General features: G+C 54.6%; 25 protein-coding genes and 1 pseudogene. 6 read left to right on the top strand and 20 right to left on the bottom strand.

Annotated elements, in window-relative coordinates; translation table 11 throughout:
• Positions 1–325: 325 nt before the first annotated feature.
• Together HZB34_12395 and HZB34_12390 are read left to right on the top strand one after the other, a co-directional pair.
• Positions 326–616: a BrnA antitoxin family protein gene (locus HZB34_12395; protein MBI5316764.1), complete on the top strand. Its 291-nt coding sequence runs from the start codon at positions 326–328 to the stop codon at positions 614–616.
• A gap of 33 nt (positions 617–649) precedes the next feature.
• A pseudogene (locus tag HZB34_12390) lies at positions 650–1,546 on the top strand (poly(3-hydroxybutyrate) depolymerase).
• Positions 1,547–1,968: 422 nt separating this feature from the next.
• Here the strand turns inward: HZB34_12390 and HZB34_12385 are convergent.
• The 10 genes from HZB34_12385 to hisH form a co-directional block, all read right to left on the bottom strand.
• Complete coding sequence (locus tag HZB34_12385; protein ID MBI5316763.1) at positions 1,969–2,658, bottom strand: GNAT family N-acetyltransferase; 690 nt, start codon at positions 2,656–2,658, stop codon at positions 1,969–1,971.
• Positions 2,659–2,720: 62 nt separating this feature from the next.
• A complete protein-coding gene (locus tag HZB34_12380; GenBank protein ID MBI5316762.1) occupies positions 2,721–3,185 on the bottom strand; it encodes a GNAT family N-acetyltransferase in 465 nt (154 codons plus the stop codon).
• A 432-nt stretch (positions 3,186–3,617) separates the two neighbouring features.
• Complete coding sequence (locus HZB34_12375) at positions 3,618–4,433, bottom strand: hypothetical protein (protein ID MBI5316761.1); 816 nt, start codon at positions 4,431–4,433, stop codon at positions 3,618–3,620.
• A 542-nt stretch (positions 4,434–4,975) separates the two neighbouring features.
• Positions 4,976–6,019 (bottom strand): hypothetical protein, encoded by a 1,044-nt coding sequence (locus HZB34_12370; protein ID MBI5316760.1) that lies wholly within the window; start codon positions 6,017–6,019, stop codon positions 4,976–4,978.
• A 496-nt stretch (positions 6,020–6,515) separates the two neighbouring features.
• A complete protein-coding gene (locus HZB34_12365) occupies positions 6,516–6,860 on the bottom strand; it encodes a histidine triad nucleotide-binding protein (protein ID MBI5316759.1) in 345 nt (114 codons plus the stop codon).
• Positions 6,857–7,510, bottom strand: a complete 654-nt coding sequence (locus HZB34_12360; GenBank protein MBI5316758.1) for a bifunctional phosphoribosyl-AMP cyclohydrolase/phosphoribosyl-ATP diphosphatase HisIE — start codon at positions 7,508–7,510, stop codon at positions 6,857–6,859. The genes HZB34_12365 and HZB34_12360 overlap by 4 nt, the downstream gene beginning before the upstream one ends.
• Positions 7,510–8,271 (bottom strand): imidazole glycerol phosphate synthase subunit HisF, encoded by a 762-nt coding sequence (gene hisF, locus HZB34_12355; protein ID MBI5316757.1) that lies wholly within the window; start codon positions 8,269–8,271, stop codon positions 7,510–7,512. Before hisF ends, HZB34_12360 begins: the two co-directional genes overlap by 1 nt.
• A 75-nt stretch (positions 8,272–8,346) precedes the next feature.
• The gene (gene hisA, locus HZB34_12350) at positions 8,347–9,072 is read right to left on the bottom strand and encodes a 1-(5-phosphoribosyl)-5-[(5-phosphoribosylamino)methylideneamino]imidazole-4-carboxamide isomerase (protein ID MBI5316756.1); all 726 of its coding nucleotides are present in this window, start codon (positions 9,070–9,072) and stop codon (positions 8,347–8,349) included.
• Positions 9,073–9,077: 5 nt separating this feature from the next.
• Positions 9,078–9,830 carry a hypothetical protein gene (locus tag HZB34_12345; protein ID MBI5316755.1) on the bottom strand — a complete coding sequence of 251 codons (753 nt, stop codon included), beginning with the start codon at positions 9,828–9,830 and terminating at the stop codon, positions 9,078–9,080.
• A 37-nt stretch (positions 9,831–9,867) separates the two neighbouring features.
• Entirely contained in the window at positions 9,868–10,479 is a 612-nt protein-coding gene (gene hisH, locus HZB34_12340) for an imidazole glycerol phosphate synthase subunit HisH (protein MBI5316754.1), read from the bottom strand.
• Between the two features lie 404 nt (positions 10,480–10,883).
• Here hisH and HZB34_12335 point away from each other — a divergent pair, with 404 nt between their 5' ends.
• Positions 10,884–11,279, top strand: coding sequence for a nucleotidyltransferase domain-containing protein (locus HZB34_12335; protein MBI5316753.1), 396 nt, complete (start codon positions 10,884–10,886; stop codon positions 11,277–11,279).
• A complete protein-coding gene (locus HZB34_12330) occupies positions 11,272–11,685 on the top strand; it encodes a DUF86 domain-containing protein (protein ID MBI5316752.1) in 414 nt (137 codons plus the stop codon). The genes HZB34_12335 and HZB34_12330 overlap by 8 nt, the downstream gene beginning before the upstream one ends.
• 186 nt (positions 11,686–11,871) lie before the next feature.
• On the opposite strand, the gene hisB is transcribed toward HZB34_12330, so the two are convergent.
• From hisB to rho, 8 genes are all read right to left on the bottom strand, one after another.
• Entirely contained in the window at positions 11,872–12,480 is a 609-nt protein-coding gene (hisB, locus tag HZB34_12325) for an imidazoleglycerol-phosphate dehydratase HisB (GenBank protein ID MBI5316751.1), read from the bottom strand.
• Positions 12,477–13,760: a histidinol dehydrogenase gene (gene hisD / locus HZB34_12320; GenBank protein MBI5316750.1), complete on the bottom strand. Its 1,284-nt coding sequence runs from the start codon at positions 13,758–13,760 to the stop codon at positions 12,477–12,479. Before hisD ends, hisB begins: the two co-directional genes overlap by 4 nt.
• Positions 13,757–14,461 carry an ATP phosphoribosyltransferase gene (locus HZB34_12315; GenBank protein ID MBI5316749.1) on the bottom strand — a complete coding sequence of 235 codons (705 nt, stop codon included), beginning with the start codon at positions 14,459–14,461 and terminating at the stop codon, positions 13,757–13,759. The genes hisD and HZB34_12315 overlap by 4 nt, the downstream gene beginning before the upstream one ends.
• Before the next feature lie 4 nt (positions 14,462–14,465).
• Positions 14,466–15,743 carry a UDP-N-acetylglucosamine 1-carboxyvinyltransferase gene (gene murA / locus HZB34_12310; GenBank protein ID MBI5316748.1) on the bottom strand — a complete coding sequence of 426 codons (1,278 nt, stop codon included), beginning with the start codon at positions 15,741–15,743 and terminating at the stop codon, positions 14,466–14,468.
• 5 nt (positions 15,744–15,748) lie between these two features.
• The gene (prmC, locus tag HZB34_12305; protein MBI5316747.1) at positions 15,749–16,654 is read right to left on the bottom strand and encodes a peptide chain release factor N(5)-glutamine methyltransferase; all 906 of its coding nucleotides are present in this window, start codon (positions 16,652–16,654) and stop codon (positions 15,749–15,751) included.
• Position 16,655: 1 nt separating this feature from the next.
• Positions 16,656–17,732: a peptide chain release factor 1 gene (gene prfA, locus HZB34_12300; protein ID MBI5316746.1), complete on the bottom strand. Its 1,077-nt coding sequence runs from the start codon at positions 17,730–17,732 to the stop codon at positions 16,656–16,658.
• A gap of 310 nt (positions 17,733–18,042) precedes the next feature.
• Positions 18,043–18,249, bottom strand: coding sequence for a 50S ribosomal protein L31 (gene rpmE, locus HZB34_12295; GenBank protein MBI5316745.1), 207 nt, complete (start codon positions 18,247–18,249; stop codon positions 18,043–18,045).
• Positions 18,250–18,343: 94 nt separating this feature from the next.
• Positions 18,344–19,591: a transcription termination factor Rho gene (rho, locus tag HZB34_12290; protein MBI5316744.1), complete on the bottom strand. Its 1,248-nt coding sequence runs from the start codon at positions 19,589–19,591 to the stop codon at positions 18,344–18,346.
• A gap of 515 nt (positions 19,592–20,106) precedes the next feature.
• Here rho and HZB34_12285 point away from each other — a divergent pair.
• Positions 20,107–20,451 (top strand): hypothetical protein, encoded by a 345-nt coding sequence (locus HZB34_12285; protein MBI5316743.1) that lies wholly within the window; start codon positions 20,107–20,109, stop codon positions 20,449–20,451.
• A gap of 83 nt (positions 20,452–20,534) precedes the next feature.
• On the opposite strand, the gene HZB34_12280 is transcribed toward HZB34_12285, so the two are convergent.
• Complete coding sequence (locus HZB34_12280) at positions 20,535–21,155, bottom strand: hypothetical protein (GenBank protein ID MBI5316742.1); 621 nt, start codon at positions 21,153–21,155, stop codon at positions 20,535–20,537.
• A 234-nt stretch (positions 21,156–21,389) separates the two neighbouring features.
• Between HZB34_12280 and HZB34_12275 the strand changes: the two genes are divergently transcribed.
• Positions 21,390–22,121: a methyltransferase domain-containing protein gene (locus HZB34_12275; protein ID MBI5316741.1), complete on the top strand. Its 732-nt coding sequence runs from the start codon at positions 21,390–21,392 to the stop codon at positions 22,119–22,121.
• A gap of 67 nt (positions 22,122–22,188) precedes the next feature.
• Here HZB34_12275 and HZB34_12270 read toward each other — a convergent pair whose 3' ends face one another.
• Positions 22,189–23,007 (bottom strand): hypothetical protein, encoded by an 819-nt coding sequence (locus tag HZB34_12270; GenBank protein MBI5316740.1) that lies wholly within the window; start codon positions 23,005–23,007, stop codon positions 22,189–22,191.
• Positions 23,008–23,104 lie beyond the last annotated feature (97 nt).

Raw genomic sequence — 23,104 nt, 5'->3', positions numbered from 1 at the left:
TTTGTGACCCTGGGCTGGTGCGGGTTGTTCGGCGGGACCGGCGGCGTGGCGGCGCAGATTGTCTGCCGCATGTCGAACCTGTGTGATGTGGTCTGGAACAACGAGGACAAGAAGGTCTTGCACGTCCTCCCCTACTAAGGGACAGTCGGCGGGGGTGCGTCGGCCCCGTGCTCCGGATACCGGAGTGCGGGGCCGGCTATAAATTAGAGGGGTAAGGTTCAAAGGGTTGTTAGATGACAGCTCTTTCTCATCTTCGCTATCCGTAAGCGGAGGATTTGTGTTATTTCAAGCAGAGGCATGAGTGCGAAGGAAGGGAGGATGTACCATGAGCAAGTTAAAACTGAGACCGACTTTCAAGAGTGATGCGCAGGAAGCCGCCTTCTGGGCGTCGCATGACTCAACGGCATATCTCGATGATTCGAAAAGCCGCAGGAGGATCTTCCCGCGGTTCAAACCGTTGGCGGAGATGATTTCACTCCGGCTGCCAAAATCTTTACTGGATCAACTCAAGGCGTTGACCAACAAGCACGATGTTCCCTATCAGAAGCTCCTAAAACGTTTTCTGCTTGAACGAGTGCAGATGGAGCTGCATCTCAAGACTGCCAAGGCATCATAGCGGGCAGGATAGCTCCACATGAACACTGGACAGATGAAGACATTGGGGCGAAAGCAGCCTGGTCGGAGAACTATTATTGCCGTCACCATAGGCCTATTGATGCTTGGTGTGATTGGCGCGATTCAATATGCCGGGAAGAACAATGGTGAAGCCGTTGATCGTGGCAAAATGCTCGGCGAGGCTGTGTATGCAGTCGACAGTAATACGGTTCGCTGCGAGCCAGGAACCAAACCAGGCATTGCAGGCACCAGCAATGATGAGCAGACATCGGCTGGCATTCGCTATATGGTCAAAACGCCGGTGAATTATAATTCAACGATCGCCCACCCGTTACTCATGGTCTTTGCGCCGGCGTGAACGAGTCGTTATGAGTCGGAAACGTTCATGTCTCTCACACAAGAAGCGACGGCGGCGGGCTTTATTGTGGCCTACGCAGATAACCGCAGGTTGTCTCCCAAAGCGATTGAAGAACTTGCTGAAATACCGGGACTGATTGAAGAGAAATGGTGCATCGAGAAGAAGCGGATTTTCCTCACCGGTCACTCCGATGGCGGGACTGTTGCCATGGGCATAGCCTTTCTCAAAGGCACCAGACATATCCCGGCGGCGATCGCTCCCAGTGCGATGGGCATCAGGGGCGAAAACTTGAAAGACCAGAGTTGTCCTAACCCGATTCCCGTCCTGCTCATGCACAGTAGACAAGACAGCCTTTTCCCTGGTTATGGGAAAGAGGCAATACAATGGTGGGCCGCCTGTAATGGTTGCGAGACGGCAACCCTGGTGCAAGAGACGAATGGCTGCGTCACGTATAGAGGTTGTAAGAAGAATGTCACAACCAGCTATTGCGAAGGCACGGGGACGCACCGCGAATGGCCGGGCAAAAATAAGGCGATCATTGATTTTTTCAGAAGTTCTCAAGATCTCCGTTGAGATTTTCTGAACGCTCCAGTACGTTTATGCTCTTGCCAGCCCCAAATTCTTTGACAGATGATTTCTTTGGCTCGTGCGCATGATCTCGGACAGATGGGAGGGAGCGGCCAGGTGCCCTTCTTGCTCGCAGAACAGAAGAGGGGGATGGAGCCTGATGATCTCCTATGCTCGCGCAACGCGCGGTCGAAGACTCCCCTCGTTGGACGCGCACAGTGGAAGATCGGCTTGGTTGTTCCTTAGAACCTATCTCAAAATCAGTTTCTTGATGAACGTACAGTCATCTGGTCGGCGGCGCAGTCCAACCTGGAAGTCCAAAACTCCCATTTTGCTGGGAATTTGAATGTCAGGATCCTGAGTTTCATATGGGTCTCATCGATCACGATGCAGCTCAATCGATTTTGAGATAGGTTCTAATTTTCTGGTCAGTGCTGATTCCGGTCAATGATAAGAAGAGCTTCGTACTCGCTGGGTAGATTCTGAAGCGATGCCCACCACGGTGGAGGTTCGCTTGGGTGAGGCGGACTCCATTCCTTCGTTTCCTCACTTGAAACTGGCGTAAAACGTGTTTTCACTCGGAGATTGCTTGCGTTGAAGTCTGCTCCTCTGAGGTCAGGACACTTCGGACGAATTTCCTTAATCATGCCTACAACGTCGTCTGGCGGATTACACCGATCAACGTAAATTTTTCCACGAACTACGTTTGTTATGACCAGTGCTGCAATGGGGTTTGGGGTGGCACACCCAACCCATCGACAGGTTGAAACTGTGTCAACCAATCGACTGACCAGTCGCGTCGCGACTTTCTTTCTTCTGTGATCGGGAAGTACGGCGAGTGAGTCTATCCAACCGACGACCCCTTGAGTTGCACGGAGGATTCTCGCATAGAGATAGCCGACATCTCCCTCAGTCTGATGATGGGCTACAAATAGGTGATCCGTACTTTCAAGCCGCTCCCTTGTTGTCTTAGGCCCGAGCCGATAGGGCCTCCCTTGAGGATTCGTTCCAAAGCTATTGCTGAAAACGTGTGAAACTGCGTTCACCAAGCTCGGCGTGGCTGCGGCCTCTTCCCCCTTGTAGCTGTGGAATTCGTACTCATCTTGCTTCGACAGCATAAACTCAGCACCTCATAAGAATCCTGAACGTCATTACAGAGTGATGTGAGGGGAAGGAATGGCTATCGTTTGATGACAACTAGGGCTTCGAACGCATTAGGCAAATGCTCTATGAAGGTCCACCACTTCGGCGCCTCCATCGTTTGCCGAGGAGCCCATTGTCTCTCATCAGAGCGGGACAAGGGGCTAAAGCCCGTCTTGATCAGTAAGTTTTCTTTGTCGAGGGCACAACCGCGGAGATCGAAACAGTTATCCTGTATTTCTTTAAGCATCTGATACACGGAGAACGGTGGGAAGCAACGACCGATGTAAAGATTTCCAGGCACACATCTTGTTATCACATGACCTGCAATGGGATTCGGAGTCGCGAATCCCACAAAAGGGGCTGCCTTTGTGGCCGAGACAAAGCTCTTCACCAAAGTAGTGGCGATTCCCTGCCGACGGTATAGGGGAAGTACAGCCATTGATTCTATCCATGCAACTCTGCCGGCTGATGAAGAGATCTCTTTTCCAAATAAATATCCCACTCCGGAACGTGTATCCCCAGCGATGAATAGATAGTCCGTGCTCAAGAGCCGTTCACTTACCGATTTAGGCCCTAGACGATAGGGTTTCCCATCCGGCCTGAAACCGAAGCTCTCGTTGAAAATGTTCGAGACGAGTTTGACAGCATTAGTATCAGAAGCTGCAGCAAACCCGGACAACTTCGAGATGGTATGAGCGGTCAGCGCCGAGTTGTCAGTGTGAGGGAGTTCAGATAGATCACACGAACACGTGGCTGCTTGAGGCGCTGGCTCACAGTCTCCTGGAGCCAGAGCATTGTGTGGCTGGAATAATGTGGTCTGATGCGAAGGATCCATGACCTGACTGTTGCGATGTACTACTGACCGGTAGGATGTACTCTTGTAGGTAAATTAGAGATCTCTGTCAAGCATCGTACTGGTAAAGTTTGGCTGGCGCTATGTTGCATCATTGCCATCCTTGTCATTTCCAATAATGTATCTGCCAGTGTTGGTCATTCTGTAAATAAGGTTAAAGTTAGTCGTTTGGCCCCGATCAAAGGCGTCCCGATATTCAATTCTCCCATGAATATAAATAGCTGCTTTCCGGTTATCTATGGCCGTCTTCTGCTCAGACGTTGGAATTTTCATTGTTGGGAACAAGGAGGAGTCGATGCCAGGCCCGAACGTAGATTTCGATTTTTCTGTGAGAGGTACCAATGGCAGTGGCGCATTGCGCGGCAGATCCATGATGGTACATTGTGCTCCAGAAAGAACATCATAGGCGGGAGTTTGGCCAGCATTTTTGAAATGAACCTGAAATCCAATAATGTTGGAACCTTCATTTCTTTCGACCAGTTCTCCACCAGTAATAGAGATGTACGCTCGCAACTGCCTTTTGGCAGTGTCTTCGGCTCCCATGACCAGTTTTTTAGTCGCTCTATATAGCAGATAAGTAGCAATGAAAAGGCAAAGAGTGAACAGCGCAAGCAGGATTTCTGGGATGTGATCCCACCACCAGTCCGCCGATTCGCTTATCTTATTCTTCGCGTTATAGTTGGCTGGTTTCTCATCATTCGGGGCGGGCAGTAACTTGATAACAAGAGGCGCTTCTTCGGTGCCGCGTTGGTCGGGAGCTGGCTTCTCTTGTGTGTTGGAGTTATGTTGATTTGGTTTATCAGTAGGTACGACTGGAGTTGGTGTATTCCCATATGACCATAGGGGGCTACTTAGGAGAATCCAACACACCAATAATGTCTTCGATGCTCCATACATGATCTGCAACCCCCGCTTGCATGGCTGGTGTGACGCGGAGAGCTTGATGGATTCGAGCGAAATTGTAAATCATGAAATAGGTTCTGGATCTTTTTGGAATGTGCATTGGTCAATCGAGTAAACAGACGTATATCCATACGGATATCTAAATTCATCCGCTCAACATAGCGGTAGAGATATGGTCTTTGTCAGGGTTCCCAGTAATTCGATGTGTCTTAGTTCCGCAGCATTGAGCGGGGCTATAACGGGTCGCACCTTCCGAGAGGATAGTGCTCCCCTGAAATCAACCCAGGTGGCTTGGATTTCAGGGAGCACTACAGACGTGGGATAGGGAATTTAAGATTGGCGCAGCCACTTGTTATCATTACTCTCTCGAAACCCCATCTGGTGAGATCCAACTGTTGAGTATGCCGCAACTTACCTGCGCAGCATAGCGAGGTAGTCCCAGTAGTCAGTTGCGGGCGAGCCTAATGAAAAGTCCGTACACTTATCTATCACATTCGCTAGTGCCACCCATCGCCCAACCACTTACATGTTCAGCCCTAGACGATCCCCTCAAAATACCCATCGATTTCCTTGAACCGCGAATGCTTTCTTGTCAGATACATGCTTTCATCAACTCCATCATAGAGCACATGGTAGAGTTTGACGCAGGGTAGTCCAGTAAAACGAAAGTAAAAGGAGGGGTTCTTACTACGCATCGATTTATGGATGGTCCGGTTAGGCAATCCTAGGTCGACCAGGTGCTGCACAAGCAACTCAATGAACTCTTTTGAACCACTTACATAACTGGCGCAAGGCTTACGCCTATCGTCCCCCTCCCAATAGACCGAGCCATCACCGTCCCAGCAGCCTCGGATAAAATGCCCGACTAACTCAAATGGGATTTCCGGAAACTTTAATGTGAGACTTTTGTTCTCCGTGAGACCGAGAGCTTGGAGATCTCTGTAAATGTCTAGACTGTCTATGAGCATCGTATGAATCGCTCCAGCGATCCCACGAGCAGCGCGATAACGTATTGATGCATCACTTCCCATGAGTGCCCGCACTTTCTCCAATAATTCTGGCTCCTTCTGACTAATGGTTACGCGGAACTTGACCGAACCAATTGGTTTAACGAGACAGCCATCTGTATAGATGACACCAAGGACGTACGCCATAGCAGGGGTCCATGTCTTGAAGAAAGACTCATTGACATGCCGCTTTTCATGACTGATTGTCTTGCCAGGGGAATAAACGTTGGAATTGTAAGAAATTTTCCCCTGGTTCAAGGCAAGAGCCCTTGCTTCGCTCTTTGTCCTGACGGTAAGAGCGTACTGCTTTAAAAGTTTATAGATGTATTGACGGGTGCAGTTGTATTGGCGTGCTATATCGATGAGTGATAGGCCAGAGTTGTACTTTTTCTCCAGATCTTCCTTCTTTATGGGAACGGCTAAAGGCCTTCCTCTTTTCCGTGTGATGTGTATTTTAGCCCGTGTCTCTGAGACAGTGTCGTAACACGACGCACAAAGTCCTCTGGCTTTATGTTTATGCTCTGTTGTTCCGCAGGAGTTACATTTCTCGTGGCCTCTTGCCCAGCTGCTCATGACTGCCTCACTTCAAGGTCACCCCCAACTAAGACGATATACTAGTCGATTCTTGATTGCGCGCGTCGAACGATATAAACGATCCTTCCAAGCTTGCTTGCTATCTCTTCAGGGATGGGGCTGATTGATCTTCCCCTGCGTGCGTCCATTCCTATTCTTATCTTCATGTCAATGCCCAGCCTAGCAAGGGCGTGAGGAGTTTTGACTGCGGCCGTCGAGCGAGGCCCTTCCAATTCCTCAATTTTTCCAGAGGGGGCAGGCAAACCGTCCTTCACTGCGCGCATCGAGCGACCACCGCTTTATCGTGGGGGCTCTGCGAGCAAGAAGGATGGTTGCCTGCCCCCTCGCATCCTTCTGAAGCCGCGGCGTTGCGCGAGCACAGGAGTGCATCAGGCTCCAACCCCGCTTCTGTTCTGCGAGCAAGAAGGGCACCTGGCCGCTCCCTCTCCAATTCAGGACATTGATTGGTAAAGGAGGATCAGTTGGTGAATAGGCGCTAGCCGGGAGGCCAGCCCATGTGGCGCCCGCCCAGGACATGGAGGTGAAGATGAAACACACTCTGGCCACCATCGACACCGGTATTGACGACGAAGCGATAGCCTGTATCGGCAATCCCCTTCTTTTTTGCGACCGCATTAGCAGCCAGCAGCAAACGCCCGAGCAGCATGACGTCCGCATCCTGGAGCTCGGCAATCGAGGTGAAATGTGTTCGAGGGATAACGAGGGAATGTACCGGCGCCTGGGGATTGATATCGTCGAACGCCACCACCAGCTCGTCTTCATAGATGAGCGCTGCTGGAATAGTCCGCGAAACGATTTTGCAAAAAAGACAGTCGCTCATTTGGTGGCTTCTTTCCTCAAGCCTGACTTCCCGAAGCGGGTCGCCAACTCCTGATAAATCTCCTGCGGCGTGATCCCGTAGTATCCCAACGCCACCATGGTATGGAACAACAGATCCGCCGTTTCATAGACAATTTCCTCCTTCTTTCCACCCTTCCCGGCAATCGCGACTTCGCCTGCTTCCTCGACGACCTTCTTGAGAATTCGATCGACACCGCCTTCCAAGAGCTTTGAGGTATAAGACTCGCTCGACGGCTGACGCTTCCGCTCTTGGATCATCTGGGAAAGGCGTTCAAGAATTCCGCCCCATGACTCGGACGTCTTCGTCCCCGACTGGCCTAGACGAGAAAAGAAGCAGGCCCGTTCTCCTGTGTGGCAGGTCGGGCCGACCGGCTCGACCTTCACGAGAAGGGCATCCCCGTCGCAATCGAGAAACAGATCTTTGAGCTGCAGCCTGTGGCCGGACGTCTCACCCTTTTCCCAGAGCATCTGGCGCGACCTGCTCCAGAAGTGCACGGACTTGGTTTCGACCGTTTTCTGTAGAGCCTCTTGATTCATGAAGGCCACCATCAGCACCGTGCCATCCCGCCAATCCTGCACGACTGCCGGAATCAGTCCCTGCTCATCGAATTTCACTTGCCCAACATCCATTATCGAACTGCCACTCCCTTCTGACGAAGATAGATCTTCGCCTCCGGAATCGTGTGGGTCCGGAAGTGGAAAATAGATGCAGCCAACACGGCATCGGCCTTACCCCTGACAAATCCGTCATAGAGGTGGTCCAAATTCCCGACACCGCCCGATGCAATCACCGGAATCGACACAGCTTCTGACACGGCGGCAGTCAACGCAAGGTCATAACCCTGCTGTTGCCCATCTTGATCCATGCTCGTGAGCAAGATCTCACCTGCGCCATACTGCGCCATTGCTTTTGCCCATTCGACGACGTCGAGACCGGTCGACTTGCGGCCGCCATGGGTGAACACTTCCCATCCTGCCGCCGGCGCAGCGCGATGTTTGGCGTCGATCGCCACGACGATACATTGCGTTCCGAAGCGCTCCGCCGCTTCCTTCACAAATTCAGGCCGTTCGACTGCCGCCGTATTGATGCTCACCTTGTCCGCGCCAGCCTGCAACAGCGCCCGGATGTCCTCAAGCGTTCTGACTCCTCCGCCGACAGTCAGCGGCATAAACACCCGCGCTGCCGTCTGCTCGACCACACCGATGATCGTCTTTCGATTTTCATGGGATGCCGTAATATCCAGGAAGCAGAGCTCATCGGCTCCTTCACGATCGTAGACCGTTGCCACTTCGACCGGATCTCCTGCGTCGCGCAAATTGACAAAGCTCACGCCTTTCACAACACGACCGTCTTTGACATCGAGGCAGGGAATGATGCGTTTGGTCAACATTCGTAAACCGTGAGGGGTGAGGCGTAAGGCGTGAGGTGAGTGGTTCTGATCCTCATGCGCTTCACCCCTAACCCCTTACGCCTCACGAAGGGCCGCAAGTGCGGCCCGATACTCAAGCTTGCCGTCGTAGAGCGCCTTGCCTACGATTGCGCCTTCGACACGTGGTCCCAACGACTGCACGGCCCGCAAGTCTTCGACGCGCGAAATCCCGCCTGACGCGATCACGGGGAAAGACGATAACTCGACCACCTCCCGCAACGCTGCTAGATTCGGACCGCCCAACATCCCGTCACGAGCAATGTCCGTATAGATCACGGCACCCAACGCATGGCCTTCCAGCTCCTTGAGTAGATCCGTCGCCTTCGTCTCTGTGACCGCCGTCCAACCTCGCACCGCCGCTTTCCCGTCCCTCGCATCCAACCCCAGCAGAATTTGACGAGGATATTCCACACAGGCCTTCTCCAACAACGATCGATCGGCCAATGCCGCAGTACCGAGCACCACCCTGGTCACGCCCGCGCCGAGATAGCGACGTACCGTCTCAATCGACCTGATGCCTCCGCCCACTTGCACCTTTGCCGTCACAGTACGAACGATCGCTTCGATCTGAGGAAGATTGCGCGGCTGCCCGTCCACAGCGCCATTCAGGTCCACCACATGGATCAGCGACGCACCAGCTTGTTGCCATTGCCTCGCGACAGCCGGCACGTCGTCGGAATAGACCGTCTCGGCTGCCATATCGCCCTGACGTAACCGGACGCAGCGGCCGTCTTTCAGATCGATCGCGGGAATAACGAGCATCAGCGCTACCGCTCCTCTGCCTTTCCAAACGGGAACTCGAGGAGCATCTGTTCAACCCCATAGGCTGCCAGTTCCTCCGCTGTGACAAACATGCCCCACCGATCGAGAAATCCCCTCATGTCTTCAATCATCGGCCGCTGACGCTCGTAGTAGTTGCCGATCCATAGTACCTGTCCATCGGCCGCGATAAGCTTCGCTTCAAAACCCACCGTTGCCGGGGGGCTTGCGCCAAAGCGACCACCGACTCGTTCCTGGTACACCCGCACTTGGCCGATCAGCGAAGCGTCTGCCTTGAGCTGTCTTGCCACCACCACCGCCATTGATTCATCGGACGGAGGTCGAGCCGTCGCCTGAGACGCGAGCACTTTGGCTGCTTCACTCGGTACCAAGACCGTCATACCCTGCCTGATCCTCAACCGGCTCCACAGTAACTGTGTAACTGTCTCACCTGCGCTAGGCGGTACAATGACTGTCTGCCGAACGGACTGTTCGGTATTCGGCGGAACCACGATCCCCGTATCATTCCGGCGAACCTCTGTTGGCACCGAGAAGGTCGGATCGACGATATCCCTCACCTGGGGCGTGGCGAGAGTCGTGAACGGAACCAGGGCGATGGTTCTGATCTGATAGCGCGGCAATTCTGCGGACGATTTCGTCGTCACTTTCGATCCGCTGCAGCCGACTACGGTTAGCACAAGGAACATCAACGTGAGCACGTGAGGCGTCAGTTGAAACGGGATGATTCGTTGGTGTCGCATTCGAATGACTGCACCCCTCACGCCTAACCCCTGACCGCTACACATGCCAGGATCCAAAATTTTTCATCAACCGTAACCCGACGGACTGACTCTTCTCTGGATGGAACTGGCAGGCCACCACATTGTCCCGCCAGATCGCCGACACAAATGTCGCTCCATAGTCTGTCATGGTTGTCACAACAGCTTTGTCAGAAGGATCGACGTAGAACGAATGCACAAAATACCAGAACGACCCGTTAGGAATCCCTTCGAATAGAGGGCAGGGCCGTTCAAGCGTGACGTTATTCCAACCCATGTGCGGTACTTTCAGCCCCTGATCGACAGGAAATCGTCTGACCTTGCCTTGTATGATACCGAGCCCCTTGTGGGTCCCAAATTCCTCACTTTCTTCAAACAACAATTGGAGTCCCAGGCAGATTCCCAGAAAAGGTTTTCCTGATTGAATCGCCGCGCGAATCGGTTCCGCTAGCCCATACTGCTCGACATTAGCCATGCAATCCCCAAAAGCCCCGACACCAGGCAGGACAACATGGCTCGCATTTCCGATCATGCGTGGATCACGCGTGACTATCGCCTGGTGCCCCACTGCCTCAAAGGCCTTGGAGACACTACGGAGATTGCCCATGCCGTAATCGATGATCGCAATCATGTCACTTTCTTGCAGGATGCTGAAAAAGTCGCCCTTCTCACCCGCCCAACCCAGGCGCGCCGAGACGCGCCTTTTCCCAGGCATCGTTCTCGGCTCATCGAAATCCTCAACGTACCCCAGAGGGTACGCCTCCGGTTTCGACTTGCCTGCGGCCTTGCTGAACGGCCTTTTTGAGCATCCTGCGGGATGTCAGGGGGAAGAATCCTAATTCCTCTCACACCCTTGCTCCTAGTTTAGCTATGAGGTCGTAACAATACCGCAACCAGAATGATCCTGCCACTAGCAAACAACATAACCAGCCACCGCAAATAATCCACCAGACCGTAATAAAGAATCAGTGCCCGAAGATTGACAGGGCCAGACTGAACCAGTAGCCTGATCCGACACGAAGGACGGTGCCCGACATGGACGATCAGACGTTGATCAAACACATCAGAATGTCTATACCCGACCTCATCGCCCTGTACCGCTTCGGCTCGCAAGCAAAGGGAACCGCTCACCCCGGCAGCGATGTGGACCTTGCCGTGCTCGCGCGCGACCCGATTCCCGCGTTGCGTCGATTTGAGATCTCTCAGGAGTTGGCCACACAACTCCACCGCGATGTCGATCTAGTTGACCTACGCACGGCATCAACAGTGATGAGGATACAGGTCATCTCGACCGGAAGCTGTCTCGATACACCGGACGAGCCGGCCCACCGAACATTCGAGATGTACGCCTATGCAGACTATGCTCGGCTCAACGAGGAACGGCGAGAAATTGTGAAAGGCATTACCCAGCGCGGGCTGATCTATGGCTGACGATGTTGTCCTCAACAAAGCAGCCACCATCGAACGATGCCTACTGCGCGTGCTCGAAGAATATGCGGGGAACAAACAGAATCTGGTGGCGAACCAGACGAAGCAAGACGCGATCGTCCTCAACCTTCAACGTGCCTGCGAAACAGCCATTGACCTCGCCATGTATGTCATCAGCCAGCGGAAGCTCGGCGTGCCGCAGGACAGCCGAGATGCATTTACGTTGTTACAAACTGCAGGCATTCTCCCAGCCGATCTGGCAACCCGGATGCAACGAATGGTCGGCTTCCGTAACGTGGCTGTGCACGAATACACCCGCCTAAATCTGGACGTGGTCCATGCCATCATTACCAAACAATTGGACGACTTCCGTACATTCTCTTCGACGATCGTGAAGGCGTGCGCCTAACGCGGTCGGATGTGTGATTGCAAGATCTGATGTGGCCCAATTGGTCTCCAGCTGCGTGCGTCCAACGAGGGCCTTCGGAGGCCGCGCGTTGCGCGAGCAAAGGAGACTAACGGGTTACCCATTCCCTCCTACACCGGGCGGGGTGCGAGGACGGTTGGGCTGATTGGTGACAGGACCCGCGACAGGCTACAACAGCCCCTTCGTCGACAGCACCTTCCCTGCCAGCCGCTCTTCCAACATCGTCGCCTGATCGAGCGCCTTAGCTAGCGCTTTGAAGATAGCTTCCATGATGTGGTGCGGATTGCGGCCATACATGAGGTTTACGTGGAGATTCAAACCGCCGTGGGTGACGAAGGCCTGGAAGAAATCCTCAAACAAGCCTAAATCGAAGGCTTTGATCTTCCGATCCGGCAATGCCACGTTGTAGACGAGATAGGGCCGACCGCTAAGGTCGACCGTCACCTGAGCCAGCGTTTCATCCAGCGGGGCTGAAGCAAATCCAAACCGCTTGATCCCCGCCTTCTCCCCCAAGGCCTGATGCAAGGCTTTGCCCATGACTATGCCGACATCTTCTACCGTGTGATGCTCGTCGATGTCGATATCGCCCTTGGCTTGGACGGTCAAGTCGAAGAAACCGTGCTTGGACAACAACTCCAGCATGTGATCGAAGAATCGAATCCCTGTGTCGATCTTTCCCTGCCCATTGCCATCCAGCGTCCATTCGACAGAGATATCCGTTTCTTTCGTGGCTCGATGAATTGACGATTGTCGAGGGGCACAGCCATTTTTCTTCACGAGAACCTGCTCTGGGCCGACTTGGCATGGGCGTCGAACCCTTCGATATGGGCTAGCCGAACGAGATGATCTTTTACCCGACTCAACTCCTGACGCGTATAGTGCACGATGTTGCTCACCTTGATGTAATCGTGTACGGACAGGGCCGAAAAAAAGCGGGCCGTCCCACCGGTCGGCAAGACATGATTCGGACCAGCGATATAATCCGCGACCGATGGGGGAGTATACCGCCCCAGGAAGAGCGCCCCCGCATGACGGATTTTCTCCAAATATTCAAAGGGCTCATCGACCGAGAGGGTCAAATGTTCAGGGGCAATTTCGTTCGCGATCTGGATCGCTTCATCCATCGTAGCGACCACGAAGGCCACCGAATGACGCGCGATGGACTTGGCCGCGATTTTCTCCCGTTGCAGCCCCTTCAACTGGCTCTCGATCAGTCGCACCACGTCCTTTGCCAACTGGGCTGATGTGGTCACGAGATAGACCTGTGCATCTTCATCGTGTTCTGCTTCGCACAGGAGATCTGCCGCAACATGTGACGGCTTGGCTTCACCATCCGCAACAACGAGCAGTTCGCTCGGACCTGCCACCATGTCGAGTCCTACTGCACCGTACAGAAGCCGTTTGGCCGTCGCCACATAGATATTGCCGGGGCCCACGATTTTGTCAACGCGCTGGATCGTCTTTGTCCCGTAGGCCATCGCGCCGATGGCTTGCACACCTCCGACGCGATAGATCTCCGTGACTCCGGCAATGTCGGCTGCGACCAGCAAATAGGGATTGATCGGCCCTTTTTGAGGCGGGGTACACATCACTATACGGGACACGCCCGCGACCTTGGCTGGAATGGCACACATCAAGACTGAGGAGGGATAGACGGCCTTGCCCCCCGGCACGTAGACCCCGACCGCATCGACCGGTGTGACCACCTGGCCCAGCGTGGCCTCGTGGTCCTGATACATCCAGGTCTTGATGCGCTGACGTTCATGGAATGATGTGATCCGCTGGGCTGCGAACCGGAGTGCATCCCCCTCGTCTTTCCGGATGTGGAAATAGGCCTCTTTAATCTCTTCCGGGGTGACGCGCAGCTCAGAGTCTTTCATAGAGACGCGGTCGAATTGTTTTGTATAGCGGAGGACCGCTTTATCACCGCCCCGTTCCACTGCTTGCAGGATCGACTTGACCGTTTTCTCGACGGCAGCCCCCTGCACGCGGGCACGCGAAGTCACCTTCTTGAGTGTGGGAGAGAACGCTCGCTCGGTGGAGGCTACAATTTTCATTTGAGTGCCCGCCTAACCTTTCGACCTGCCCCGCGCGAAGACTTGCGCGGAACGGATTTTCGAGACCCGGTTGGTGCGCTGGTGGCGGTCCGGAGATTTGCTATCAACTCTGTGACCACGGCATGCTTTAGCTTCAGACTCGCTCGATTGACGACTAACCGGGCCGTGGACCGCGCGATGCACTCCACCTCGACCAGGCCATGCGCCTTTAAGGTATTGCCCGTCTCGACTAAGTCAACGATTCGATCAGCCAGACCGACCAATGGCGCCAGTTCAATCGAGCCGTACAGCTTGATGATTTCAACCGGCATGCCGCGCTGATTGAAATACCGCTCGGTGACCTTCGGATACTTGGTTGCGACACGAATCTTTGATGAAAGCCGGTCACGTGACGCCTGCCCGTTGAGCGCGGCGACGGCAATTCTACACGCTCCGAATCCTAAATCCAATGGCTCATAGACATCGCTGTCCTGCTCCATCAAGACGTCTTTCCCGACAATCCCGACATCCGCCGCCCCATGTTCAACATAGGCCGGCACATCGGTCGGCCGCACGATCAGGAAGGTCATTCCAATCTCAGGACAGGGAAACACCAGCCGGCGGCTCTCCTTCGAGAAGCTGCCCAGGGCATAGCCAGCTCGGCGAAAGACATCCAGCGTGAGATCCAACATTTTCCCCTTCGACAAGGCAATCGTCAGCATGATGTCAGCAAGTCTCGGCCTGAACCGCTCCCTCTTTGTGCCGGGTAATCGTGGCACCCAACCCGCGCAGCTTCTCCTCCATCCGTTCATAGCCACGATCCAGATGGTAGACCCTGAGAATCTCCGTCGTACCTTCCGCCGCAAGACCGGCCAAGACCAATCCTGCGCTCGCACGAAGGTCGGATGCCATCACCGGAGCCCCGGCCAACCTGGTCGGTCCGGTCACGACCGCCCGATTGCCTTCGACCTTAATCTCGGCACCCATCCGTCGCAACTCTTCAACATGCATAAAGCGGCTTTCGAAAACCGTCTCGGTAATCACACTTGTGCCCTCAGCCGCCGTCATTAACGCCACCATTTGCGCCTGCATGTCAGTGGGAAACCCTGGATACGGCAGCGTCCGGAAGTCGATTCCCTTGAGCCTCGATGCGGCATTGAGGTGAATCCGTTCCTTCTCGACTTGGACCTCGACACCGGCCTCACGCAGTTTCATCAGCAATGCATCTAAATGATTCGGATGGCAGCGATCGAGCGTCACCGCTCCTCTCGTAATGGCGCCCGCCACAAGATACGTTCCGGTTTCGATGCGATCGGGAATGATGTCGTGATCGCTCCCGTGCAACTCACGAACACCCTCGATCGTAATGACATCCGACCCTGCACCGACAATGCGAGCCCCTCGCTTCACCAGAAAATTCGCGAGGTCCACGACTTCCGGCTCCTTCGCGGCGTTTTCAATGACCGTGGTCCCTTGGGCAAGCGACGCTGCCATCATTAAATTTTCTGTTCCGGTGACCGTCGGCGTATCGCAGTATATTTGGGCGCCCCTCAGCCGCTTGGCTTTGGCATGAATATACCCGTGTTCCATAGAAACTTCTGCACCCATCTTGGCGAGTCCAGCCAGATGGAGATTGACGGGCCGCGACCCAATCGCGCAACCACCGGGCATCGACACGGTCGCTTCTCCCCATCGTGCCAACAGCGGCCCCAACACGAGTACGGAGGCCCGCATGGTCTTCACAAGATCGTAGGGAGCCTGGGTTGAAGTGATGACCGCGGCGTTGATGACCGCGCGATTCCCCTCATGCTGAACCTTCGCGCCCAAGATGCCCAGCAACTTGCCCATGGTAAGAACATCCACCACGCGAGGCACGTTGGTAATGACGCATTCGCCGCCGCCAAGAATGGTGGAGGCCAAGATCGGCAACGTGGCATTCTTCGCTCCGCTGATCTTGACTTCTCCTCGAAGCGGCACCCCGCCGATGATGACCGTACGATCCATCGCTTTTACGTCCCTACCCGCTCTATGATGACAACCCGTTCAAGCCCCGCCGCATCATAGACCAATCGATGAAATCGATACCCTGGTATCCGGTCAACAATCCGACGCATCGCACGAGCCTGGCCGGCGCCGATTTCCATGATCAGGGCGCCGCCCGGACGTACGTACCGACCGGACTCCCGTAGCAAACATTCGTGTAACTCCGTCCCTTGAGGCCCTGCCACCAGCGCCCCTCGCGGTTCGAATAGGCGTACTTCCGGCTGCAGTGTTGCCCAATCGGCCTCCGCAATATAAGGAGGGTTCGAGACGATGACGTCAACGGCCCCTTCCAGCCCCTGCTCCGCCAATGGTTCCAATAAGTCGCCCTCCAACCACGTGATGCGCTCGCATCCCGTATGGCGGGTGGCATTCTGTCTGGCGACATCGAGCGATCGGCTTGAGAGATCGGTCGCAATCACCCGCGCACGAGGCCGCAGACGTGCTATCGCCACGGCAATGCACCCAGACCCCGTACAGACATCGATGATGTTTGCCTGTTGCTCGACGGGAATCCGCTGCGCCGCGTATTCAACCAACAACTCGGTCTCCGGCCTTGGAATGAGCACCGCTTGGTTCACCGTAAACTCCAAACCACAAAATTCCTGGGTCCCCAGAATGTACTGCAACGGTTCACGACCAACCCGCCGCTTGATCAGCTCTCTCGCAGCCAACAGCTCGGCATGGGACAACAGTCGATCTTTCTCGGCGACCACATGATGTGGGGGAAGATGAAGGAGGTGCTCCACGATCCAGAATGCCTCTTGCCCCGCGCTCTCGATACCGGCCTGCTCCAACATCCTTCGCGCCTCGGCAATCACCGTACCGACTGTCACTTGTCTTGCTGACTGGGGAATCGGCGCAACTGCATCCATGTTATGCCGCTCCCACTTCCTGCTGCCGCTGCGCCTTCAAAGCCTGGACAAGTTCGTCAAGGTCGCCCTCGAGCACCTGTTCCAACTTATGTAAGGTCACACCGACGCGATGATCAGTCACACGATTCTGCGGGAAGTTGTAGGTGCGGATTTTCTCGCTTCGCTCGCCCGTGCCGACCTGAGCCTTACGGCTCTGGGCGATTTCCGCTTCCTGCCTCTCCCTCTCTGCCTCAACGATTCTAGCTCGCAGGGTCCGCATCGCCTTGTTACGATTCTTCAGCTGCGACCGCTCGTCCTGGCAACTGACCACCACACCGGTCGGGATATGGGTGATCCGCACCGCCGATTTTGTCGTATTGACACTCTGCCCTCCGGCGCCGGATGAGCAGAAGGTATCGATCCGGAGATCCATGGGATCGATCTGCACATCCACCTCATCCACCTCAGGCATGACAGCGACGGTAACGGTCGAGGTATGAATCCGGCCACTGGCTTCTGTGACCGGGACACGCTGGACACGGTGCACCCCTGCTTCGAACTTGAAGTGACTGTAGGCGCCCTTGCCTTCTATCAGCGCGACAACGCCCTTGTAGCCCCCGCCCCCTGTTTCGGTGGCTTCGACCACATCGACCTTGAAACCCTTGACCTCAGCGTACTTGCTATACATCCGAAATAACGCACCGGCAAAGAGTGCCGCCTCATCACCACCGGTCCCGGCACGGATTTCGAGGAGCAGACTCTTCTCGTCGCGTGGGTCTTTGGGGATGAGCAACTCCTGGGCTTGCCGCTCGATCTCATGCTGCTGTTGCTCAAGCGTGACGCTCTCATCCTCCGCCATCTTATGCAACTCGACCCCGGCCCTGGGATCCGCAAGAATTTGAGCGGCTTCCTCCAACTGCTTGGCATTGTCCCGATAGGTGGCCAGAAGCTTGGCCACCGGTTCGATGTCTGTCCGCTCCTTATTGACTTTATGCAGTTGCGCCGGTTGGCTCATCATAGAGGGGTCCATGAGCTGATTCGTCAGCTCATCATATCGCGCTGCCACCACTTCCCATTTCTTCAATAAGGCTGCTTCCATGGCCCCGTTTCCTTTTGATTCACTCTCAGTCTCTTAGCAGGATGCTGAAAAAGTCCGCCAGCGGCGTTCTCGCATCGCTCAGAGGCTCAACGTACCGAAGCGTACGCCTCGCCTCTTCGCTCGCTGCGGCCTTGCTGGACGGTCTTTTTGAGCATCCTGAGCCATTATGACATCACCGCTGTGCTGTGAGATTTCAGCGGTGTCTTAGGTATAAACTGAATTTTTGTGCAGCCTGTTAGAAAGGCCGCACAAAAACAAAGAGACCCTGCCCCTCAGCGAAGCAGGGTCCCTCCTATGGCCTCTCCTCGAGCTACTTGGCTTTTTTCGCGTACTTCTTCTTAAACCGTTCAACGCGCCCTTCGGTATCAATGATCTTCTGCGTCCCGGTAAAAAATGGATGACAGTTCGAACAAATATCGACATTGATATCGCCACCCGTCGACCGGGTTTTATATTTGTTGCCGCAGGCACAATGCACCGCGACCTCCCGATACACGGGATGAATACCCTTCTTCATAATTCACACTCCCAGAACGTCACGATCATCAGCCTTCGCCCATTCGAAGGCCCGTCACTGTACCCTGTCCCAGCAACCAGATACAAGTCTGATATTATCGATTCATTGACTGCAGGAATTCCTGATTTGTCTTGGTGCCATGCAACTTGTCCATCAGAAATTCCATGGCTTCCATCGTCCCTAACGGACTCAATACCTTGCGCAGAATCCACATCTTGTTGAGACGATCCTTGTCCACCAACAATTCTTCTTTTCTCGTCCCGGACTGACTGATATCGATGGCCGGGAAGAGCCGCTTGTCGGCCAAACGGCGATCGAGATGGACTTCCATATTGCCGGTCCCTTTGAACTCTTCAAAAATTACATCATCCATCCTGCTGCCGGTGTCGACAAGCGCGGTCGCCATAATGGTGAGGCTGCCGCCGTTTTCGATGTTTCGAGCCGCCCCGAAGAACCGCTTTGGCCGCTGGAGCGCGTTCGAGTCCAGACCTCCCGATAAGACCTTGCCGCTTGGGGGCGCAATGGTATTGTAGGCACGAGCCAGACGGGTAATGCTGTCCAGCAGAACGACGACATCTTTTTTATGTTCGACCAGTCGCTTGGCTTTTTCGAGTACCATCTCAGCCACTTGAGCATGACGCTGGGCCGGCTCATCGAAAGTGGAGCTGATGACTTCGGCCTTCACCTGCCGCTGCCAGTCTGTGACTTCTTCCGGCCGTTCATCGATGAGCAGCACGATCAAGGTCACTTCCTTGTGATTTTTCAGAATGGCCCGGGCGATGGCCTGGAGCAGCATCGTTTTCCCGGTTCGGGGAGCCGCGACGATTAATCCACGCTGGCCCTTGCCGATCGGAGTCGTGAGATCCATCACCCTGGTGCAATATTCTTCACGGTCGAATTCGAGGACCAGCCGCTCCTCCGGATAGAGCGGCGTCAGGTTATCAAACAGAATCTTGTCGCGGGACACTTCGGGATCTTCGTAGTTGACCTTCTCGACCTTGAGTAAGGCGAAATACCGTTCACTCTCCTTCGGCGGACGAATCTGCCCGGACACAATGTCGCCGGTACGCAGATTGAAACGCCTGATTTGAGAGGGTGAGATGTAGATATCGTCGGGACCGGGAAGATAGTTCGAATCGGGAGCGCGGAGAAATCCGAACCCATCAGGGAGCGTTTCGAGCACGCCCTCGCCGAAGACCACGCCGTTATTCGCGGTCTGCGCCTGAAGAATCGCAAAAATCAATTCCTGCTTCCGCAGATTAGGTGCTCCATCGATCTTCAGATCGCGCGCCACCTCATTGAGATCGGCGATGGACTTCTGCTTTAGCTCCGCGAGATGCATAACCTCCCCCTTCGTTTGTGCCATGAATATCCTCTCAATCCCCTGGCTACATCGTTATTATTATCGGCAACGATCGCACATGGTGAACTATAGGAAATTGTCCACGAACAGATTAGTATTGGTAATGCTTTGATGATTGTATCGTGTATAACAGCTAAAAGAGGGTGACCCTTGAAGGACTTACCTGTCTTTGCTCGTCGCTACCAGGGCACAACTCAGTTTCAATCGTTGCAGGCCGGAACACATGCCGAGCTGACTCGCCCCTGTCCCCTGAATAATTATGAATTGTGTCGAGATGCGCCCCGGAAGTCTTGTGTGTGGAGATTACTGTGAATCGGACTGAGATAGTAGAGGCATAATAGCGCGAGCGATGTTTCTTGTCAACATGGATATTGCTTCTTGTAGATCGTACAGCTGACTACCCCTCACGAGGGCTACCTTGGATGGCGACGGTCTTCACGAGCCTGTTGTCATGACGATAGGCCATCCCGTATCATTCGTCTGTCCTGGCCGCCATGTCTAAACCGATAAATCCCTTAACCGATCATACCATGACGCTTCGAGAGGAATTTCGCTATCACCTCGAAACATTCTACGGCCGACTCAAGCTGGCGCCACCCTATGAGAGCATCGAAAACGCCCTTCGCTCCCTCACAACTTCGGTCCATGCGCTGCCGCCGGTGGAACAAGAACGTCTGGCCACCGACGCGACAGCGCGATGGCAGTATTTCCGTCAGGCCTTCCAATCGTCTGGCCTCAGCAAGAAGCATCGCGGCATCATTGCAGGGCTCGCCCGCAACAGGGCCAACCTGAATCTCCCTGCCGAATACGAGCAGTTCCTGAGACTGTACCTTTCGTAATCTCGTTTATTTGGTCTGTTTGGTTTCTTTGGTTTATTTCGTTCAATCAAAGAGACCTAACACACGAAACAAACCGGGTTTGTTCAAGCCTGCACCTTGACTCCCTCAAGCACTTCGCGGAGTTCTTGATACACCATTGTAAGCCGGGCATTCTCTAACCGATAGGCAAACACAACTGTAATGGCTCCGGAGAGTAAAAACACAAGCCCCAATCCTAGAATCCCAAATGCCAGCACCATTCCACCGAGGGCTACCAGTTCTCCTTCAACGAAGAGGGAAATCAGGGCTCCCACGGTACCGACAACCACGAGAATAAACCAGAGGCCTGTGAGAAGAGCCGAGGACCAGGGCGTGAGCTTTCGGCAGAGCACTGCGAGTGCATCGCCTTCGTGAGACAAGGAGACCAACCCTTTTAGCGGCCACAATGTCCGAAAACCCATGGCAAACAGCCTGTACTTCTGGCGAATCACGATCTGGTTGAGATCTTGATATAACCGCGCTGTTCCATGCGGCAAGGCCAAAAGACCATCGGCATCAAACCGGTCAGCCAACTGCTTCATGGTTATAGGTGCGAGTCGGTCATAGGTGCGGGCAACCCCACATCCGTACCGGCCCGCATCAGGAGTGAGACGCATGAAATAGAACCAGTCTCCAAGAATAAGACCGAGACACAATGCACCAGCAAAGAAGCCAGCGAACATCATGCCTGTACCTATCCCATAGGGGCCGCAGGTGAATCAAGCGACCTGGCCCAGATAATCTGTTGACTCGTCGCAATGAGTTGGCTAGAGTAGCCGAACTGTTGTTCAGGCGGGTCCCCTCGCTCCATGTCAGGTGCTCCGCCGCACATTTTCCCCTTTGTAGTTGCGGCAGTCGGCTCATACCCCCTGTGTCGAGGAGCGCAAGTTACCTTGAGTACTAATGGAGTCGGAGGTGATATGAATTTAGAAAAAGTTGAGCGTGTGTATACATCCTACGCGAAAATCTACGATCGAGTTTTCGGGAAAGTGTTTCACGAAGGGCGCCAGTCAGTGATCCGGAATTTGAATGCCCAGTGTGATGAAAAAATCCTCGAAGTGGGAGTCGGAACAGGACTGGCCTTGCCGATGTACCCGCGCCATTGCCAGATCGTCGGCATTGATTTTTCGGAAGGCATGCTGGACCAAGCGAAGCAGCGAGCGGCAGAACACTGTATGGACCATGTTCAACTCCACCGAATGGACGCAGCCGCGATGGAATTCAAGGACGACAGTTTCGATACCGTCGTCGCAGCCTACGTCGTGACCGCTGTCCCCGACTACCGCAAAGTCGTCAGCGAAATGATACGTGTTTGCCGGCCTGGCGGACGGATCATCATGCTGAATCACTTCAGTAATGATAATAAGTTCATCGCCGCCATCGAAAAAGTGCTTTCCCCCATCACGAAGAACCTAGGATGGCGGACGGATCTGGCACTCCAGACTGTGCTGGAAGGGACGCAGCTCCACGTCTCCCGGAAGCAGAATGTGAACCCGTTTCGACTCTGGGCCCTGGTGGAATGTGTGAACGAAAAATATGTGAACGGCAAGACGCACATCAACGGCAGCAAGAACGGGAACGGCGCTGCGGCCTATGTCCATCGCAACGGCACACATTTGACGGAGCCAGCCCCCGGTGAGGCGCTGGTGTAAGAGCCTACCAGGCCAACAAGATCAACCAAAGTAACCGGACGAATACTCCCCCGTCTCGTCCCTCGCATTACTCATCAGCGCCTCGTTGCTGCCCCAATGATCTCCAATTCTGCCATTCTTCACCCGGAATGATTGTATTGCCCACCAGACACTGGCCGGAGAACCGCTGGGCGATCAGGTCCGCCAGGATTGAGAGCACCTGACCGGTGCGGCGATCTTGCGCTCCGCGAACTCGAAGGACCATGCCGAATCCTGGACCATCGAGCGGCCCGTACAACATACAGTGAACCCCGGTAATCCCCTCTGATCCTTGCATCGAGGCCGGAAGGAGATCTCCTTCCCACTGAATAGAAGGATGACGACCCGCCGCCGACGTCATGACTCTCCAGGTACAGGGAACACCTGCGACATCCAACTCTGCCAAGAACCATGTCACCGTCGGCCACTCCGGCACAGCACTCTGAAATGTCCATTGAGCCACCTGTTCCAACGAGAGAGGTTCCAGGCTTGGCGCTGCCACTTCTTCCAGCTGGGCTTCCTCACACACTACATAGAGTTCACCCTGCGGATCGAACCAGAAACGGAGGTTCCCGTCGTTCAACTCCGCTTGAATCACCCCCAACGTCGAGCAATCGGCCCCTTCCTGCTCGAACATCGAGAAGTCCGTCACACCGGTCATCGTGAGCTTGACGACACGAGCCATCTGACGCATGCGATAACGGATCACGACCGTGACCGTCGTCCCAGCCGGCACCTCGAGGCCCGACGCTTCGTCCAACAGCCGGCGTTTTGCCACTTGCACATCTGTCACATAGCCGCCACGAAACCCGCCGGTATGGGCCATGAGCCAACGCAGATCTTCTTTCGATTTGATGAAATGCGTCATGCGGGTGATTCTAGCGCAGCGGGATCAGGAGAGGCTAGCCGCTCCTCTTGCCGGAGAGACGGAAGACAGTGTATGTTTCACCTCAGAGAAAACCCAG

Source organism: Nitrospirota bacterium (genome assembly GCA_016219645.1).
Lineage (GTDB): Bacteria > Nitrospirota > Nitrospiria > Nitrospirales > Nitrospiraceae > Palsa-1315.
Note: the sequence above shows the minus strand (reverse complement) of the source record. Positions and strands in the feature narration are given on the sequence as shown.

Excerpts from the sequence above, each read along its gene's own strand:
- HZB34_12395 (MBI5316764.1), top strand. The coding sequence starts at position 326 with ATGAGCAAGTTAAAACTGAGACCGACTTTCAAGAGTGATGCGCAGGAA.
- HZB34_12385 (MBI5316763.1), bottom strand. The coding sequence starts at position 2,658 with ATGCTGTCGAAGCAAGATGAGTACGAATTCCACAGCTACAAGGGGGAA.
- HZB34_12375 (MBI5316761.1), bottom strand. The coding sequence starts at position 4,433 with ATGTATGGAGCATCGAAGACATTATTGGTGTGTTGGATTCTCCTAAGT.
- HZB34_12370 (MBI5316760.1), bottom strand. The coding sequence starts at position 6,019 with ATGAGCAGCTGGGCAAGAGGCCACGAGAAATGTAACTCCTGCGGAACA.
- HZB34_12365 (MBI5316759.1), bottom strand. The coding sequence starts at position 6,860 with ATGAGCGACTGTCTTTTTTGCAAAATCGTTTCGCGGACTATTCCAGCA.
- HZB34_12360 (MBI5316758.1), bottom strand. The coding sequence starts at position 7,510 with ATGGATGTTGGGCAAGTGAAATTCGATGAGCAGGGACTGATTCCGGCA.
- hisF (MBI5316757.1), bottom strand. The coding sequence starts at position 8,271 with ATGTTGACCAAACGCATCATTCCCTGCCTCGATGTCAAAGACGGTCGT.
- hisA (MBI5316756.1), bottom strand. The coding sequence starts at position 9,072 with ATGCTCGTTATTCCCGCGATCGATCTGAAAGACGGCCGCTGCGTCCGG.
- HZB34_12345 (MBI5316755.1), bottom strand. The coding sequence starts at position 9,830 with ATGCGACACCAACGAATCATCCCGTTTCAACTGACGCCTCACGTGCTC.
- hisH (MBI5316754.1), bottom strand. The coding sequence starts at position 10,479 with ATGATTGCGATCATCGATTACGGCATGGGCAATCTCCGTAGTGTCTCC.
- HZB34_12335 (MBI5316753.1), top strand. The coding sequence starts at position 10,884 with ATGGACGATCAGACGTTGATCAAACACATCAGAATGTCTATACCCGAC.
- HZB34_12330 (MBI5316752.1), top strand. The coding sequence starts at position 11,272 with ATGGCTGACGATGTTGTCCTCAACAAAGCAGCCACCATCGAACGATGC.
- hisD (MBI5316750.1), bottom strand. The coding sequence starts at position 13,760 with ATGAAAATTGTAGCCTCCACCGAGCGAGCGTTCTCTCCCACACTCAAG.
- HZB34_12315 (MBI5316749.1), bottom strand. The coding sequence starts at position 14,461 with ATGCTGACGATTGCCTTGTCGAAGGGGAAAATGTTGGATCTCACGCTG.
- murA (MBI5316748.1), bottom strand. The coding sequence starts at position 15,743 with ATGGATCGTACGGTCATCATCGGCGGGGTGCCGCTTCGAGGAGAAGTC.
- prmC (MBI5316747.1), bottom strand. The coding sequence starts at position 16,654 with ATGGATGCAGTTGCGCCGATTCCCCAGTCAGCAAGACAAGTGACAGTC.
- prfA (MBI5316746.1), bottom strand. The coding sequence starts at position 17,732 with ATGGAAGCAGCCTTATTGAAGAAATGGGAAGTGGTGGCAGCGCGATAT.
- rpmE (MBI5316745.1), bottom strand. The coding sequence starts at position 18,249 with ATGAAGAAGGGTATTCATCCCGTGTATCGGGAGGTCGCGGTGCATTGT.
- rho (MBI5316744.1), bottom strand. The coding sequence starts at position 19,591 with ATGCATCTCGCGGAGCTAAAGCAGAAGTCCATCGCCGATCTCAATGAG.
- HZB34_12285 (MBI5316743.1), top strand. The coding sequence starts at position 20,107 with ATGTCTAAACCGATAAATCCCTTAACCGATCATACCATGACGCTTCGA.
- HZB34_12280 (MBI5316742.1), bottom strand. The coding sequence starts at position 21,155 with ATGATGTTCGCTGGCTTCTTTGCTGGTGCATTGTGTCTCGGTCTTATT.
- HZB34_12275 (MBI5316741.1), top strand. The coding sequence starts at position 21,390 with ATGAATTTAGAAAAAGTTGAGCGTGTGTATACATCCTACGCGAAAATC.
- HZB34_12270 (MBI5316740.1), bottom strand. The coding sequence starts at position 23,007 with ATGACGCATTTCATCAAATCGAAAGAAGATCTGCGTTGGCTCATGGCC.